Source organism: Caballeronia sp. INML1 (assembly GCF_023631085.1).
Lineage (GTDB): Bacteria > Pseudomonadota > Gammaproteobacteria > Burkholderiales > Burkholderiaceae > Caballeronia > Caballeronia turbans.
Genome location: NZ_JALQDT010000037.1, coordinates 20,861 through 36,290 on the forward strand (window position 1 = coordinate 20,861; position 15,430 = coordinate 36,290).

At 62.3% G+C, this 15,430-nt stretch carries 14 protein-coding genes; 8 read left to right on the plus strand and 6 right to left on the minus strand.

Going from position 1 to position 15,430, the window contains the following annotated elements:
• Positions 1 to 370 precede the first annotated feature (370 nt).
• The gene (locus tag NCR38_RS11900; protein ID WP_007000074.1) at positions 371 to 574 is read left to right on the plus strand and encodes a cold-shock protein; all 204 of its coding nucleotides are present in this window, start codon (positions 371 to 373) and stop codon (positions 572 to 574) included.
• A gap of 76 nt (positions 575 to 650) precedes the next feature.
• Here the strand turns inward: NCR38_RS11900 and NCR38_RS11905 are convergent, their stop codons facing one another.
• Positions 651 to 1,901: an Hsp70 family protein gene (locus tag NCR38_RS11905; protein ID WP_250477144.1), complete on the minus strand. Its 1,251-nt coding sequence runs from the start codon at positions 1,899 to 1,901 to the stop codon at positions 651 to 653.
• Positions 1,902 to 2,105: 204 nt separating this feature from the next.
• Between NCR38_RS11905 and NCR38_RS11910 the strand changes: the two genes are divergently transcribed.
• Positions 2,106 to 3,593, plus strand: a complete 1,488-nt coding sequence (locus NCR38_RS11910) for an MFS transporter (protein WP_061121672.1) — start codon at positions 2,106 to 2,108, stop codon at positions 3,591 to 3,593.
• Positions 3,594 to 3,599: 6 nt separating this feature from the next.
• Here the strand turns inward: NCR38_RS11910 and NCR38_RS11915 are convergent, their stop codons facing one another.
• Positions 3,600 to 4,196: a nitroreductase family protein gene (locus tag NCR38_RS11915; RefSeq protein WP_250477136.1), complete on the minus strand. Its 597-nt coding sequence runs from the start codon at positions 4,194 to 4,196 to the stop codon at positions 3,600 to 3,602.
• A gap of 105 nt (positions 4,197 to 4,301) precedes the next feature.
• The gene (locus tag NCR38_RS11920) at positions 4,302 to 5,585 is read right to left on the minus strand and encodes an MFS transporter (RefSeq protein ID WP_061121670.1); all 1,284 of its coding nucleotides are present in this window, start codon (positions 5,583 to 5,585) and stop codon (positions 4,302 to 4,304) included.
• A gap of 121 nt (positions 5,586 to 5,706) precedes the next feature.
• Here NCR38_RS11920 and NCR38_RS11925 point away from each other — a divergent pair, with 121 nt between their 5' ends.
• Positions 5,707 to 6,354, plus strand: coding sequence for a TetR/AcrR family transcriptional regulator (locus NCR38_RS11925; protein WP_061121669.1), 648 nt, complete (start codon positions 5,707 to 5,709; stop codon positions 6,352 to 6,354).
• Positions 6,351 to 6,908, plus strand: a complete 558-nt coding sequence (locus NCR38_RS11930; RefSeq protein WP_250477137.1) for a DUF1415 domain-containing protein — start codon at positions 6,351 to 6,353, stop codon at positions 6,906 to 6,908. Before NCR38_RS11925 ends, NCR38_RS11930 begins: the two co-directional genes overlap by 4 nt.
• Here the strand turns inward: NCR38_RS11930 and NCR38_RS11935 are convergent, their stop codons facing one another.
• A complete protein-coding gene (locus tag NCR38_RS11935) occupies positions 6,909 to 7,784 on the minus strand; it encodes an SAM-dependent methyltransferase (protein ID WP_061121667.1) in 876 nt (291 codons plus the stop codon).
• 374 nt (positions 7,785 to 8,158) lie between these two features.
• Here NCR38_RS11935 and NCR38_RS11940 point away from each other — a divergent pair, with 374 nt between their 5' ends.
• Complete coding sequence (locus NCR38_RS11940) at positions 8,159 to 8,479, plus strand: hypothetical protein (protein WP_040049997.1); 321 nt, start codon at positions 8,159 to 8,161, stop codon at positions 8,477 to 8,479.
• 48 nt (positions 8,480 to 8,527) lie between these two features.
• Here the strand turns inward: NCR38_RS11940 and NCR38_RS11945 are convergent, their stop codons facing one another.
• Complete coding sequence (locus NCR38_RS11945) at positions 8,528 to 9,226, minus strand: FadR/GntR family transcriptional regulator (protein WP_061121666.1); 699 nt, start codon at positions 9,224 to 9,226, stop codon at positions 8,528 to 8,530.
• Positions 9,227 to 9,444: 218 nt separating this feature from the next.
• On the opposite strand from NCR38_RS11945, the gene NCR38_RS11950 reads away from it, so the two are divergent.
• The 3 genes from NCR38_RS11950 to NCR38_RS11960 all read left to right on the plus strand — a co-directional run bounded on the left by NCR38_RS11950 (position 9,445) and on the right by NCR38_RS11960 (position 13,539).
• A complete protein-coding gene (locus tag NCR38_RS11950; protein WP_250477138.1) occupies positions 9,445 to 10,569 on the plus strand; it encodes a mannitol dehydrogenase family protein in 1,125 nt (374 codons plus the stop codon).
• A 131-nt stretch (positions 10,570 to 10,700) separates the two neighbouring features.
• Complete coding sequence (locus NCR38_RS11955) at positions 10,701 to 11,987, plus strand: MFS transporter (protein ID WP_061121665.1); 1,287 nt, start codon at positions 10,701 to 10,703, stop codon at positions 11,985 to 11,987.
• A 10-nt stretch (positions 11,988 to 11,997) separates the two neighbouring features.
• The gene (locus tag NCR38_RS11960; RefSeq protein WP_250477139.1) at positions 11,998 to 13,539 is read left to right on the plus strand and encodes a UxaA family hydrolase; all 1,542 of its coding nucleotides are present in this window, start codon (positions 11,998 to 12,000) and stop codon (positions 13,537 to 13,539) included.
• A gap of 58 nt (positions 13,540 to 13,597) precedes the next feature.
• On the opposite strand, the gene NCR38_RS11965 is transcribed toward NCR38_RS11960, so the two are convergent.
• Positions 13,598 to 15,232: an NAD(P)/FAD-dependent oxidoreductase gene (locus NCR38_RS11965; RefSeq protein ID WP_250477140.1), complete on the minus strand. Its 1,635-nt coding sequence runs from the start codon at positions 15,230 to 15,232 to the stop codon at positions 13,598 to 13,600.
• Positions 15,233 to 15,430: the final 198 nt, after the last annotated feature.

Consider the following 15,430-nt stretch of genomic DNA (forward strand, 5'->3'; position numbering starts at 1 on the left):
CCCGATCCGGCGATGTCGCGGTGCAACCTTTTAAGAAGGCGCGTAGTTTAACGGTTGCACCTTTCGAATGCAGTGCATACTGGAAAGGATTTGCCCTAAAGTGGTGTTTTCGAAGGACGATCCGGCCCGAAATTGCAAGTTCTGTAACTTTTGCTCACTTGTCTCAGAAAAATCCCTTCAGAGTTGTCGGATATTAATTGACCGCGAAATCGTTTCGCCGTATAAACCTTCTTGCAGGATTTCAAGTGGCGAGTGAATTGGTTCTTTCGAGTTCGCCATCACGGTACTCCGGTTGGTCCCATTGCCCCTTCCTTGATTTTCCGCACCCTTGGGCTTCGGCCTTATTCATCAATTTTTTGGAATACGTAACATGGAAACCGGTACCGTCAAGTGGTTCAATGACGCAAAGGGCTTTGGCTTCATCACTCCGGATGGCGGCGGCGAAGATCTGTTCGCACACTTTTCGGAAATCCGCATCGAAGGCTTCAAGACGCTTCAGGAAAACCAGAAGGTTTCCTACGAAGTGAAAACTGGCCCGAAGGGCAAGCAAGCAGCGAACATCAAGCCGGTTTAAGTACCGCTAGGATTCGTATGAAGACCCCGCCTCGGCGGGGTTTTCTTTTTTTCCGGCTCTCCGGCTCGCGCGCGGCTCAGACGAAGATGCGCTGCGCGTAGATGCCCAGCCCCTTCGCGACACTGGCGAGGCGATCGCCGAACACCGGCTGGGCGGCGGGAAACGCGGCCGACAGCGCTTCGGACAAAAACCGCAGCCCGGTCGTGCCGCCGGTGAAATAGACGGCGCCCACGTCGGCGGGCGCCACGCCGGCCCGTTTGAGCGTTTCCTGCGCCGCCTCGACGATCCGCCGCGTTTCGTCCGCGCCGGCCGCGATCAGTTGCGTCTCGTCGAAGGCGACGCGCAGCGCCTCTTCCACCTCTTCCATGTCGATTTCGGTCGTGCCGCCCGCCGCGACATCGATCTTCGCCGCTTCGGCGTGCGACGTCAGGGCGTGTCCAAGGCGGCGATACACGACGCGCATCAACCGGTCGTGATGGCGCACGTCCGTAAAGAGATGGCGCATCAGTTGCAACTCGCTCACACGTTTCGGCGTATAGACCGTATTGATCAGATGCCACGTCGCGAGATCGAAGTACACGGGGCTCGGCAATTCGCGCCCCTTGGGATCGAGCGACTGATAACCGAGCTCGCGCAGCACGGTTGCGAGTTCCACGCGGCGGTCGAAATCCGTTCCGGCAACGTGCACGCCATGATGCGCGAGCACATCGTCCTTGCGCTCCAGATGGCGCGCGCGCTCCGGGCCGACACGCACGAGCGAAAAGTCCGACGTACCGCCGCCGATATCCGCGACCAGCACGAGTCCTTCTTTCGTCAGGCCCGCTTCATAGTCGAACGCCGCGGCGATCGGCTCGTACTGGAAGTGGATCTCCCGCAGACCGACCGCATGCGCGCAGGCTTCGAGCTGTTTTTGCGCGAGATGGTCCGCCCGCGGATCGTCGTCGACGAAAAAAACCGGACGGCCGAGCACCGCGCGTGTCAGCGGCTCGGCGGCGAGCGCTTGCGCTTTCTGCTTCAGATGCTGCAGAAAGAGTGTGATGACGTCGGTGTACTTGATGGCGGAACCGTCGCCGAGATCGGTGCTGTTGTCCGCGAGCGGCGAGCCGAGAATGCTCTTCATCGAGCGCATCAGCCGGCCGTCGAAGCCGTCGATGTACGCTTCGAGCGCCGCGCGGCCGTAGGACTGGTTATTCTCGTCGGTGTTGAAGAAAACCGCGGTGGGCAGCGTGGTCGCGTCGCCTTCCACGGGCGCCAGCCGGATCGACAGGCCGTCCGGCAAAGCGACGGCGGAGTTCGACGTGCCGAAATCGATCGCGCAATAAGTCATGGGCATCGGCGGCGTCGGGTGAGGACGTCGCATTCAAACATGGACGGCGTTTTTAACACGTTCCGAAAACGGCATCAACCGCATTTCCGATATTTTTAAACCATTGAGTTTATTCGACAAAAAGCGGAATGTAACTTGCGTGCATCGCGGCAATTTGTTCACTCTCTTGCGTGCGCAGTCGCAGCGAACGCATCCCGCCGACACATGAACGAAACCGCCGCGCCCCAGGAGAACCGTTTGATCGATACAGCCAGCGATCGTCCCGAGATCATCGAAACCGATCTGCCCGGACGCCTCGATCGTCTGCCGTGGGGCCGCTTCCATACGCTGATCGTGCTGGCGCTCGGCATCACCTGGCTGCTCGACGGACTCGAAGTGACGCTGGCGGGCGCGGTCGCGAGCGCGCTCAAGTCGAGCCCCGCCCTGCAGTTCTCGAACGCGGATGTCGGCATTGCGGGCAGCGCGTATATCGCAGGCGCGGTGCTCGGCGCGCTCGGCTTCGGCTGGCTCACGGACCGGCTCGGCCGGCGCAAGCTGTTCTTCATCACGCTCTTTCTTTACGTGGCCGCCACCGCCGCGACGGCGTTCTCGTGGAATCTCGCGACGTTCGTGCTGTTTCGCTTTCTGACCGGCGCGGGCATCGGCGGCGAATACACCGCGATCAATTCGACGATTCAGGAATTCACGCCCGCCCGCCTGCGCGGCTGGACCGACCTCGCGATCAACGGCACGTTCTGGGTCGGCGCGGGCATCGGCGCGGCGGGCTCGATCGTACTGCTCGATCCCGCCCTGCTTCCGTCCGACTGGGGATGGCGTGCGTGCTTTCTGATCGGCGCGGCGCTCGGTCTCACGATCCTTTTCATGCGGATGTGGGTGCCGGAAAGCCCGCGCTGGCTCATCACGCACAATCGCGAGGAGGAAGCGAAACAGGTCGTCGAGGAAATCGAAGCCCATTTTCGGCAGCACGGCGTCGAGATTCCCGACACGCCCGTCAAGCCGTTGCGCCTGCACGCGCGCGAAGGTACGCGGTTGCGCGAAGTCGTGCATACGCTTTTCAACGCGCACCGCAGCCGCTCGCTGGTCGGCCTCACGTTGATGACGGCGCAGGCATTTTTCTACAACGCGATTTTTTTCACGTACGCCCTCGTGCTGACCGACTTCTACCACGTGCCCGGCGATCACATCGGCTGGTACGTGTTGCCGTTCGCGGCCGGAAATTTCCTCGGTCCCGTCCTGCTCGGCAGGCTCTTCGATGTGCTCGGCCGCCGCAAGATGATCGCGTTCACGTATGCGATTTCGGGCGTGCTGCTGACCGTAAGCGGCTGGATGTTCATGCACGGCATGCTGACCGTGACGACGCAGACCATCGCGTGGATGGTGATTTTCTTCTTCGCGTCCGCGGCGGCGAGCTCGGCGTATCTGACGGTGAGCGAAACGTTCCCGCTGGAGATTCGCGCGCTCGCCATCGCGGTGTTCTACGCGTTCGGGACGGCGCTCGGCGGCATCATCGGGCCGACGCTTTTCGGTCAGCTGATCGATACCCACGAGCGCGGCGCCGTGTTCGTCGGCTATCTGATCGGATCGCTCTTGATGGTCGCGGCGGCTGTCGTCGCGGGCATCTGGGGCGTCGCGGCGGAGCGCAGATCGCTCGAGGATGTCGCTCGACCGCTTTCAGCAGCGGACGAGCCTTGAGCGGGATTACCTGAACGCGTTGTCCCACGCGCCTTCGAAGGCCATTTCCGCCAGCGTCTTGCGCGCGCGCGGCGCCGCTTCACGCTCGCGCAGCGCTTCGTCGAGCTGGCTCGCGTCGCCGTGATGACCGATCGCCATCATCGCGATGAGCTCCACGTCCGCGGGGATCGAAAACGCCTGACGGAACGCGTCCCGATCGAAACCGCCCATCTGATGCGTCGCCAGTCCCAGCGCGTGCGCCTGCAGCACGAGCGCCATCGCGGCCGCGCCGGTGTCGTACGTCGCGGTGCGGTTGGTGTCGCCCTTCGGCGTGAGCGTCGAAGCCGTCACGCAGACGAGCACCGGCACGTTCACATTCCACTTCTGGTTGCCGGGCATGAGCGTGTCGAACGCGCGCCTGAACGCCGCTTCGTCGCGATGACGGTCGAACACGATGAAGCGCCAAGGCTGCAAATTATTCGACGACGGCGCCCAGCGCGCCGCTTCCAGCAGACGATGCAACTGCGCGCGCTGGATGGGCGCATTGGAAAACGCGCGCGGGCTCCAACGGCCGGCGATCAGTTCGTGGATGTCGACATCGGTCGGAGCGGGCTTCGTGGTCATGTTCGGTCCTCGTTGGCGTGATGAAAAACACATGGCGCGCATCGGCGAAGACGCGCGCCGTTCAAGGCGACAAGGATAAACAAGCTCACGCGCGCGCGCAGATCGTCAGGTCGCGGCGACGCCCATCGACCGGCCCGCGCGATTGATGCGCAGCACGGTCACGGCCGCGACGAGGCACAGGCCGCCGGAAATCATCGTCGCGACGGTGTAGCTGCCGAGGCTCGAACGCAGCATGCCGCCGCCGAGCGCCGCGAACGCCGCGCCGAGCTGATGGCCCGCGACGACCCAGCCGAACACGATCGGCGCGGATTCCTTGCCGTAGACGTCGGTGGCGAGGCGCACGGTCGGCGGCACGGTGGCGATCCAGTCGAGACCGTAGAACACGGCAAAGAGCGGCAGGCCGAAGAAATCGATGCCGAACGCATACGGCAGATAAATCAGCGAAAGTCCGCGCAGGCCGTAGTACCAGAACAGCAGCACGCGCGCGTTGAAACGGTCGGACAACCAGCCGGAGAGCGTCGTGCCGAACAGATCGAAAATGCCCATCGCGGCGAGCAGGGTCGCGCCCTGGACTTGCGTCATGCCGTAGTCGGAGCACATCGCGATCAGGTGCGTGCCGACGTAACCGTTCGTGCTCGCGCCGCAGACGAAGAAGCTGAAGAAAAGCAGCCAGAAATCGCGGGTCTTGCTTGCCGATGCGAGCGTGCCGAAGGCGACCTTGATGGGATTTTTGGGCGGCGAGATCGCGCCGGGCGGCACATTAGCCGTTTCACCGACGGGCCGCAGCGAAAGATCCGCCGGACGCTCGGGCAGCAGCCACGCGACGAGCGGCAACACGATCGCCGCCGCCGCCGCGACGACGAACACGACGGGCCGCCAGCCGAAGCGCTCGGAAATCGAAGCGAGGAACGGCAGGAATACGAGCTGACCGGTCGCGGAGCTTGCGGTGAGAATGCCCATCGCGAGACCGCGATGCGTGGTGAACCAGCGGTTCACGATCGTCGCCGACAGCGTGAGCGCCGCGACGCCCGTCGCGCTGCCGACCATGACGCCCCAGACGAGCACCATTTGCCACGGCTCGGTCATCATCGACGAGATGCCGACGCCCGCCGCGAGCGTCGCGATCGCGGCGAGCACCGTCGGGCGCACGCCGAAGCGCTGCATCGCCGCCGCGGCGAACGGGCCGGCGAGACCGTACAGCGCGAGGTTGATCGAAATCGCGAGCGAAATCGTGCCGCGCGACCAGCCGAACTGCTTTTCGAGCGGCAACATCATCACACTCGGCGTCGCGCGCGTGCCGGCCGCCGCGAGCAGCACGAAAAACACGACGCCCACCGCAACCCAGCCGTAATGTATCCGGCCGTTCAGCCGTCTCGCTACCCAATTCATCGCTGCTCCGTTACGTTGATTTTTGTCTTGCGACGTTACCGCTCTGTCACATCAGAGTTGCGAGCTTAGTTACCGATCGGTAACATGTCAAGCGTGCAGCAGAATTCTCGAGGAACCGACTTTGACACGATCAATCGCTGACCGGCCGAAAGCCCACGCCCGTCGAAGTGCGCGAACCGATGGCGCGACCGCGCAGGAGCAATTGCTCGATGCGGCGCAGGAGCTTTTCTATCGCGACGGCATTCGTGCGATCGGCGTCGATGCCGTCGTGGAACGCGCGGGCGTCAATAAAATGAGCCTGTATCGGCGTTTCGCGTCGAAGGACGAGCTCGTCGTCGCGTATCTGGAGCGCATGGACGAAGGCTTTCGGCGGCGCTTCGAGGCGAGCGTCGCGAAACATCCCGACGAACCGGCCATGCAGATGATTCAGGCGCTGGAGGATCTGGTCAAACGGGCGTCCTCGCCGGATTATCGCGGCTGCCCGTTCGTCAATATCGCGTGCGAATTCGGCGATCCGGCGCATCCCGCGCGGCAATCGGTCGAGCGCAACAAAAATTACCTGATCACGCGTCTCGTCGAAATCTGCACGGCTGCCGGAGCGGATAATCCCGTTGAACTGGCGGAATCGCTCGCGTTGCTCGTCGATGGCATCTACGCGACGAGCCAGACGTACGGACCCGGCTCGGGCCCGCTGCTCGCCGCGCCGCGCATCGCGCGCACGCTGATCGCGGCGGCGTGTCCCATGCATCGCAAACAGGAAGGCTCATGACTCACGGCAGCACCCGCGACGAGGTGATCGCGGCGACTCGACACTGGCTCACCCGTGCGGTGATCGGACTCAATCTATGCCCGTTCGCCAAGAGCGTGCATGTCAAAAAGCAGATTCGCTATGTGGTGAGCGATGCGCGTGGCGTAGAAGATCTCGTCGTAGAACTGACGGATGAACTTCGTCTGCTACGCGACACCGCTCCGGAAACCGTCGATACCACGCTCTTGATCACGCCGCACGCGTTCGCGGACTTCGCCGACTACAACGACGCCCTCTTCTTCGCCGAGCGCCTGCTCGATCAATTGGGATTGGCGGGCGACTTGCAGATCGCCAGCTTTCATCCGCAGTATCGGTTCGAAGGCACCGAGCCTGACGACATCGACAATTACACCAATCGCGCGCCGTATCCGATCTTTCATTTGCTACGTGAAGCGAGCATCGATCGCGCCGTCGAGGCGTTCCCCGATGCGTCCGATATCTACGAACGCAATATCGAAACGCTGCGCCGTCTGGGCCATGACGGCTTCGACGCGTGGATGAAGGACAACTCCTGATCAGTGCGCGGGCGTGAAGAATCGCTCGCGCAATTCGTCCAGTCCGAGCGTTTCGAGCACATCCGAGAGCCTTTGCGCGGGCCGCCCGCGCGGCAGATCCTTGAATTGCGCCACGATGAGCTCGTTTTTCATCGAATGTTCCCAGCCGACGAGTTCCGTCACGCTCACCTGATATCCGTGCGATTCGAGTTGCAGGCAACGGAGCACATTGGTGATCTGGCTCCCAAATTCGCGCGTATGCAGCGGGTGCCGCCACATTTCCGTCAGCACGTTCTTCGAGAGCGAGTGCCCTTTGTTCTTTCGCAGCACCGAAGCCACTTCGGCCTGACAGCACGGCACGACCACGATGTACTTCGCTTTCTTCTGCAGAGCGAACTGGATGGCGTCGTCGGTGGCGGTATTGCACGCATGCAGTGCGGTGACGATATCGATCGAATCAGGCAGACGATCTGAATCAATTGATTCGGCCACCGACAGATTCAGAAATGACATCCCCGTAAACCCGAGGCGCTCCGCCAATTCTTCGGATCTTTTTACCAGTTCTTCACGCGTCTCGATTCCAAAGATGTGTGACCGATCGCGCAGAGTCTTGAAGAAGAGATCGTAGAGAATGAACCCGAGATAGGATTTTCCTGCTCCGTGGTCGACGAGTGATACGGCCCCTTGGCGCGCATGAACTTCGGCGAGAAGCGGTTCGATGAACTGATAGAGGTGGTAGACCTGTTTCAGTTTGCGACGGCTGTCTTGATTCATCTTGCCGTCGCGCGTGAGGATATGCAGTTCCTTCAGCAGTTCGATTGACTGTCCTGGACGAATCTCATGTTTGGTGGAGGGGTCGGGTGTGCCCGGAGCCGACGCGGGGGACTTCCTGGTCATCGTATAGGTTCGATCAATAAAAAACGGAGCATGTTCGCGCCGAATGTGCGCTAACCGCTGGTTCTGCCGTCTCAAAAGAGGAAGTTTACCCAAAAGCGCAAAGACGCTCTCGTTCCGGTCATTGAAGATGAGCCAATGCGCGGCGGCAATTGCGCGTGGAACAGATTGTGCGTCGTCCGACGATGAGGCCATCGGAAAAGACGACACCGCGTGGCCTTCGGCCGCGTACCGATGCAGCAACAAGAGCAGCAAGCTGGTAACAAGCCGCGTCTCGACACGTGAAGTCTTTGCCCTTCACCGGTCTTGTTACGTAACACCTAACGCGCAGCGCGGCGAATGCGACTCGCCGGCGCCATGATCATGAGAGGACGGCGATGGATGCGATCCCCGACAAAAAAGCAGAGAAACAGTTTCAGGAGATGCTTGCGACACTGACCGCGATGCCCGCGTGGAGTGAAAAGCAGCAACTCGAACTGGAAATGGCCCGAGAGATTTCCGTGGAAATGTTGCGCCTCGCCGAGTCGATGCGCGACGGATCCACCGACATCGAGACATGCCTGACCATGCTGAAGTACGCCAAGGTGATGGATTTCGTCCTGACGACGCTTGCCTCACGCCGGGAGATCGCGCCGCAAACGCTGCGCGTCATCTTCAAGCTGGCGGGTCTGAAGGTCGATGAAGCGTATCCTGGCTGACACGGACACGTCTTCGGCCTCGGTGCGCGCTTCGGACGCGCGCCGGGGTCAGCCTTTGCGTTTCGTCATCAGGCGCGCCGCGGACTGACGCATGTGCCGCTGCATCGCGGCCTGTGCCTGTATTGCATCGCGCGCTTCCAGCGCTTCGAGAATTTCGCGATGCTCGCCGAGCGCGGCCGCCCACGTTTCCTCCCCTTCGAAGTGCCCGCGTAGCGTCGACGACAACGGGCTGTGCCGCTCGTCGTACAGACTGCCGACCGTTCGCACGAGCACGTCGTTGCCCGTCATTTGCGCGATGGCAATGTGAAATGCGCGATCGGCGCTCATCGGCACCTGGCCGTTTTCGACTTCGCGCGCCATCGTCTCGTACACCGTGCGCAGCGCCTTCAATGCCTTCGGTTTCGCAAACGGTGCGACGCTGGCCGCGATCGCGCCCTCGATCACGCTGCGCGCGGTCATGATTTCGATCGGACTCTCGCCCAGTTCCGCTTCGGTCGCCGGCGGCGTGGCCGCCGGCGTCGCGACGATGTACACGCCCGAACCCATGCGTATTTCGACGCGCCCCTCCAGTTCCAGCGCGACGAGCGCCTCGCGCACGGATGGCCGCGACACGCCGAGCGTCTGCGCCAGTTCACGCTCTGATGGCAGGCGGCCGTTCGGGGCGAAATCCTGCTGCTCGATCAGTCCGCGCAACTTGTCGGCGATCTGGAGATACAGGCGTCGCGTCTCGGCTGGTTTCACGCTCACGTGCTGGCTCCTGCTTTCATCTCGGGGAAAACGTGGATTGTAATCAGCGGAAGGGTTGACGCGCCGTGCGGTGGGCATTCGTCGTTCTCAGGCCGCTTACAAGTGGCTTGACCAATTGCGTTTCGAGCCTCTAGTATGCAATCCGGTAAGGCCAGGTGGCCATTTTTTTTACGGCGCTCTGGAACCGTTCCCACTCGACTATTCTCAAGCTCCCGACGATGAGCAATCCGATTCTTCAATTCGGCACGAGCCGTTTTCTGCAGGCGCACGTGGATTTCTTCGTCAGCGACGCGGCGCGCCGCGATCCGGCGAAGGCCCTCGGAAAGATCACCGTCGTTCAGACCACCGCCAGCGACGACAGCCGCGCGCGCGTCGAGGCGTTGCGCGCGGCCGGACGTTATCCGGTTCGCATTCGCGGCCGTCGAGGGGAAGAGACCGTCGATACGCTCGTCGAATGCGACTCGATTGCAGAAGCCCTGCACGCGAACGAGGACTGGGCTTTGCTGCTCGAGCGCGTGAAGCGCGACGTGAAAGTGATCGTCTCGAACACGGCGGACGCCGGCTACGCGCTCTTTGATTCCGACACCGTCGATCTGCTGGAAGGCGAACGCACCCCGCGCGGTTTCGCGGCAAAGCTCGCGGTGCTGCTCCACGCGCGATACGAAGCGGGCGCGGCGCCGGTCACGCTTTTGCCCTGTGAACTGGTTTCGCGCAACGGCGACACGCTGCGCGATCTGGTGATCGGGGTCGCGCGCGGCTGGAACGTCGACGAGGCGTTCATCGGCTATCTCACGAAAGACTGCGTGTGGGTGAATTCGCTCGTGGACCGGATCGTGTCGGAGCCGATTGTGCCTGTCGGCGCGATCGCGGAGCCGTACGCGCTGTGGGCGATCGAGCGACAGGCAGGCATGGTGCTGCCGTGCGAGCACGAGGACATTGTCGTTACGGACGATCTCGCGCATTACGAACGACTCAAGCTCCTGATGCTGAATCTCGGCCATACGATGCTCGCGGAAATCTGGCGCACGCGCGCAGGCTCGCACGACATGACCGTGCTCGACGCAATGCGTGATTCCGCGTATCGCGAGCCGCTCGAAGCGACGTGGCGCGACGAAGTGTTGCCGGTGTTCGAGGCGCTCGGCAAGGGCGATGTCGCGGCGGACTACCTGTCGAGCGTGCGCGACCGCTTCGAGAACCCGTTTCTCGTGCATCGGCTCGCGGACATCGCGCGCAATCACGACGAGAAGAAAGTGCGGCGTTTTCAGCCCGTCATCGAGCTTGCGCGCGAATTGAATCTCGACATCGAGCAGAAGCGCCTGCGCGACGCGCTGGCCGCACGTTGAGTCACCGCGCAAAGGTCCGCCGGAGAAGCAGCCCGCGCGTTTCCGAATTCCTTTTGAATCACGGCTCACCGCGCCGGCATCGCGGATCGAGCCGGAACACATGAAGTGCCGCACCACTGAGGAGACAAGCGATGCGCAAAATGCGTTGGGTAGTGATATTTCTGGCTTTTCTGGCAATTGCGATCAATTACATCGATCGCGCGAACCTCGCCGTCGCCGCGCCGCAGATCGAAAAGGCGCTCGGCATCGGCCCCGCTGAAATGGGCTTCATCCTGAGCGGCTTTTTCTGGAGCTACGCGCTCATGCAGATGCCGTTCGGCTGGTTCGTCGATCGCGTCGGCGCGCGTATCGCGTTGCCGCTCGCGGTGGGCTGGTGGTCGGTCTTCACGGCACTCACCGCCGTCGCGACGAGCGTCGCCGGCATGTTCGGCTGCCGCCTGATGCTGGGCATCGGCGAGGCGGGTGCGTATCCGTCGTGCGCGAAGCTCGTGTCGCAATGGTTCAGGAAGGAGCAGCGCGCATTCGCGACCAGCATCTTCGATAGCGGCTCGCGCGTGGGTTCGGCACTGTCCATTCCGGTCGTCGCCCTCATCATCAGCTCGTTTGGCTGGGAAGCGTCGTTCGTCATCACCGGCGTGATCGGCTTCGTGTGGATTCTCGGCTGGTTCCTGATCTACCGTAACAAGTCGACGGGCGATCTGACGGGCGAAACGGATGCCGCGCCGGTGCAGCCGGTCGCACCGCGGACCAAGGTGTCGTGGGCTTCGCTTTTCAAGTACCGCACGCTGTGGGGCATGATGCTCGGCTTCTTCTGCCTGAACTTCGTCATCTACTTCTTCATCACCTGGTTCCCGAGCTATCTCGTGCAGGCGCACGGCTTCTCGCTCAAATCGCTCGGCACGCTCGGCACGATTCCGGCGCTGATGTCGATTCCGGGCGGCTGGTTCGGCGGCTGGGTGTCGGACGCGCTCTTCAAACGCGGCTGGAGCCTCACCGCCGCGCGCAAGACCTGCATGGTCGGCGGCATGCTGCTTTCGTCGGTCATCACGCTTTGCGCGTTCGTCACGAACATTTATCTGATGCTCGCGTTCTTCGGCATTGCTTACGCCAGCCTCGCGTTCGCGGCCGCCAGCATCTGGTCGCTGCCGAGCGACGTTGCACCGACGCCGGATCACGTCGCCTCGATCGGCGGCATTCAAAACTTCGCGTCGAACCTGGCGGGCATCGTCATCACGACCTTCACCGGCGTGATGCTCGCGATCACCAAGGGCTCGTTCGTGATTCCGCTGTGTGTCGCAGGCGGCTTCTGCTTCCTCGGCGCGTTCAGCTATCTTGTAATCGTCGGCAAGATCGAACCGCTCAATCGCGCCGAAGAAGAGCAAGCCCGACGCGACACTCGCGCACCTTCCACGGTCTGAGAATAGAACCATGTCCACCACATCCACCGACCATGCGGTCATCAGGCTGCACCCGAACGACGACGTCGTGATCGCGACACGTCAGCTGGTCTCCGGCGCGCGGATCGCGTCGGAGGATCTCGTCGTCGCGGGGCTCATTCCGCCGGGACACAAGATCGCGACCCGTGACATCGCCGCGGGCGCGCCTGTGAAACGCTACAACCAGATCATCGGCGTGGCGCGCGAGGCGATTTCGCGCGGACAGCACGTGCACACGCACAATCTGTCGATGGCCGATTTCGCGCGTGAGCACGAGTTCGGCGTCGATTCGCACCCTACGCCGTTCGTCGAGAAGCCCGCGACGTTCATGGGCATCCGCCGGGACGACGGCCGCGTGGCGACGCGCAACTTCGTCGGCGTGCTGACGAGCGTGAACTGCTCGGCGACGGTTGCGCGCGCCATCGCCGATCACTTCCGGCGCGATGTGCATCCGGAAGCGCTCGCGGATTATCCGAACGTGGATGGCGTGATCGCGCTCACGCATGGACTCGGATGCGGTATCGACATGCAGGGCGAAGGGCTCGGCATTCTGCGCCGCACGCTTTCGGGTTACGCCGTGCATCCGAACTTTCATTCCGTGCTGTTCGTCGGACTAGGCTGCGAAACGAACCAGATTTCGGGCGTGCTCGAATCGAGCGGCTTGAAGGACGGCGCGAAACTGCGCAGCTTCACGATTCAGGACAGCGGTGGCACGCGAAAGACGATCGAGCGCGGTATCGCGATGATCAAGGAAATGCTCGCCGATGCGAATCGCGTGCAGCGCGAGCCGGTGCCAGCGGCGCATCTGGTCGTCGGATTGCAGTGCGGTGGCTCGGATGGTTATTCCGGCATCTCGGCGAATCCGGCTTTAGGCGCCGCGGTCGACAAGCTCGTCGCGCACGGCGGAACGGCGATTCTCTCGGAGACGCCCGAAGTGTACGGCGCGGAGCATCTGCTGACGCGCCGGGCAGTGAGCCGCGAAGTCGGCGAGAAACTGCTCGCGCGCATCAAGTGGTGGGAAGAGTACTGCGCGCGCAACGGCGCGGCGATGGACAACAATCCGTCTGCCGGCAACAAGGTCGGCGGTCTCACGACGATCCTCGAAAAGTCGCTCGGCGCGGTCGCGAAGGGCGGGACGACCAATCTCGTCGAAGTGTACGAGTACGCGCAGCGCATCGACGCGAAGGGTTTCGTCTTCATGGATTCGCCCGGCTACGATCCGATGTCCGCGACGGGACAGGTCGCCTCGGGCGCGAATCTGATCTGCTTCACGACGGGCCGCGGCTCCGCCTATGGATGCGCGCCCTCGCCTTCGCTCAAGCTCGCGACGAACACCGCGTTGTGGGAGCGTCAGGAAGAGGATATGGACATCAACTGCGGCGGCGTGATCGATGGATCGGCGACCATCGAGCAGCTCGGCGAACAGATCTTCCAGATGATGCTCGACTGCGCATCAGGCGTGGCGTCGAAGAGCGAACTGCATGGATACGGACAGAGCGAGTTCGTGCCCTGGCAGGTGGGTGTGGTGACCTGAGTTTTTACCGTTATTTTAGTTGTGAAGGGCGCAGCGGATTGACCGATGCGCCCTTTTTTTAGACTGCGGCCGCGTGTTGCGCCATCATCTGCAAAGCTACGGCCTCCGCGACTTCGATGCCATCGATCGCCGCCGAATAGATACCGCCGGCGTAGCCCGCTCCCTCGCCTGCCGGATACAGGCCCTCGACGTTGACGCTCTGATAATCGTCCCTGCGGCGCACGCGAATCGGCGAAGAGGTGCGCGTTTCGACGCCGGTCAATACGGCGTCATGCATCGCGAATCCTTTGATCTTTTTGTCGAGTTCGGGCAAGGCTTCGCGGATCGCTTCGATGACGTAGTCGGGCAACGCGGTGCTCAAATCGGTCGGCTTGACGCCCGGCTTGTACGACGGTACAACCGAACCAAGCGTAGTCGACGCGCGCCCCGCGATGAAATCGCCGACGAGTTGTCCCGGCGCGGAGTAGTCGCCGCCGCCCAACTCGAAGGCGCGCTCTTCCCACTTGCGTTGAAACGCGATGCCGGCAAGCGGGCCGCCCGGATAATCTTCCGGTGTAATGCCCACGACGATGCCGGCATTCGCGTTGCGTTCGGCGCGTGAATATTGACTCATGCCGTTCGTCACAACGCGCCCCGGCTCCGACGTTGCCGCGACGACCGTGCCGCCCGGGCACATGCAGAAGCTGTACACCGCGCGGCCGTTGCTGCAATGGTGGACCACTTTGTAGTCCGCCGCGCCCAGCTTTTCGTGACCCGCGAACTTGCCGAAGCGGCTTCTGTCGATCAACCCTTGCGGATGTTCGATGCGAAAGCCCAGCGAAAATGGCTTGGCCTCCATGTACACGCCGCGGTCGTGCAACATTTGGAACGTGTCGCGCGCGCTGTGACCGACGGCGAGCACGACATGATCGCAGCGCAGCGTTTCGCCGGTCGAAAGCGTGAGGCCGCGCACCTTGCCGTTGTCGATCTCGATGTCCTCGACCCGCTGCTGGAATCGCACTTCACCGCCGAGTTGGTGGATCTGCGCGCGCATCTTCTCGACCATGCTCACGAGCCGGAACGTGCCGATGTGCGGGCGGCTCAAGTACAGGATGTCTTCCGGTGCGCCTGCCTTGACGAATTCCTCGAGCACTTTGCGTCCGTAGTGCTTCGGATCCTTGATCTGGCTGTACAGCTTGCCATCGGAAAACGTGCCGGCGCCGCCTTCTCCGAACTGTACGTTCGACTCCGGGTTGAGTTCGTTGCGTCGCCAGAGGCCCCACGTGTCTTTCGTTCGCTCACGCACGGCCTTGCCGCGCTCGAGGATGATCGGACGGAAGCCCATCTGCGCGAGGATCAAGCCTGCAAAAAGCCCGCAAGGTCCCATGCCGATCACAACCGGACGCAGTCGAGTCGAACCCGCCGGCGCTTTCGCCACGAAACGATAGGCCATGTCCGGCGTCACGCCGCATTGCGGATGGGGACGGGCCTCAAGACGCTTCAGCACCGATGCTTCGTCTTGCAGCTCGACATCGATGATGTAGGTGAGTTTGATATCGGCGCGCTTGCGGGCATCGTGCGCACGGCGAAATACGTGAAAGCTCACGAGTTCGTTTGCCGCTACGCCAATCTCCGCGAGACGTGCGAGAACCGCAGATTCAATAGCCGATTCGATGTGATCGAGCGGGAGCTTGATTTCGCTTAGACGTAGCATGGGACATCGACGGCGCTGGCCGTGCGTTTTGAGAATACGTGGAGGGAATTTTAGCGCTTGCGAGACGCGCCTTCCGTCCCTTCGCTGTGCGCGTTTCCAAACGCAAAAACCCCACCTTTGTGGGGTGGGGTTTTTGTTTATCGCATGAGGAGCCTGACGATTACCTACTTTCACACGGGTATCCGCACTATCATCGGC

Coding starts and splice junctions, on each gene's coding strand:
- NCR38_RS11900 (WP_007000074.1), top strand. CDS start 371: ATGGAAACCGGTACCGTCAAGTGGTTCAATGACGCAAAGGGCTTTGGC.
- NCR38_RS11905 (WP_250477144.1), bottom strand. CDS start 1,901: ATGACTTATTGCGCGATCGATTTCGGCACGTCGAACTCCGCCGTCGCT.
- NCR38_RS11910 (WP_061121672.1), top strand. CDS start 2,106: ATGAACGAAACCGCCGCGCCCCAGGAGAACCGTTTGATCGATACAGCC.
- NCR38_RS11915 (WP_250477136.1), bottom strand. CDS start 4,196: ATGACCACGAAGCCCGCTCCGACCGATGTCGACATCCACGAACTGATC.
- NCR38_RS11920 (WP_061121670.1), bottom strand. CDS start 5,585: ATGAATTGGGTAGCGAGACGGCTGAACGGCCGGATACATTACGGCTGG.
- NCR38_RS11930 (WP_250477137.1), top strand. CDS start 6,351: ATGACTCACGGCAGCACCCGCGACGAGGTGATCGCGGCGACTCGACAC.
- NCR38_RS11935 (WP_061121667.1), bottom strand. CDS start 7,784: ATGACCAGGAAGTCCCCCGCGTCGGCTCCGGGCACACCCGACCCCTCC.
- NCR38_RS11940 (WP_040049997.1), top strand. CDS start 8,159: ATGGATGCGATCCCCGACAAAAAAGCAGAGAAACAGTTTCAGGAGATG.
- NCR38_RS11950 (WP_250477138.1), top strand. CDS start 9,445: ATGAGCAATCCGATTCTTCAATTCGGCACGAGCCGTTTTCTGCAGGCG.
- NCR38_RS11955 (WP_061121665.1), top strand. CDS start 10,701: ATGCGCAAAATGCGTTGGGTAGTGATATTTCTGGCTTTTCTGGCAATT.
- NCR38_RS11960 (WP_250477139.1), top strand. CDS start 11,998: ATGTCCACCACATCCACCGACCATGCGGTCATCAGGCTGCACCCGAAC.
- NCR38_RS11965 (WP_250477140.1), bottom strand. CDS start 15,232: ATGCTACGTCTAAGCGAAATCAAGCTCCCGCTCGATCACATCGAATCG.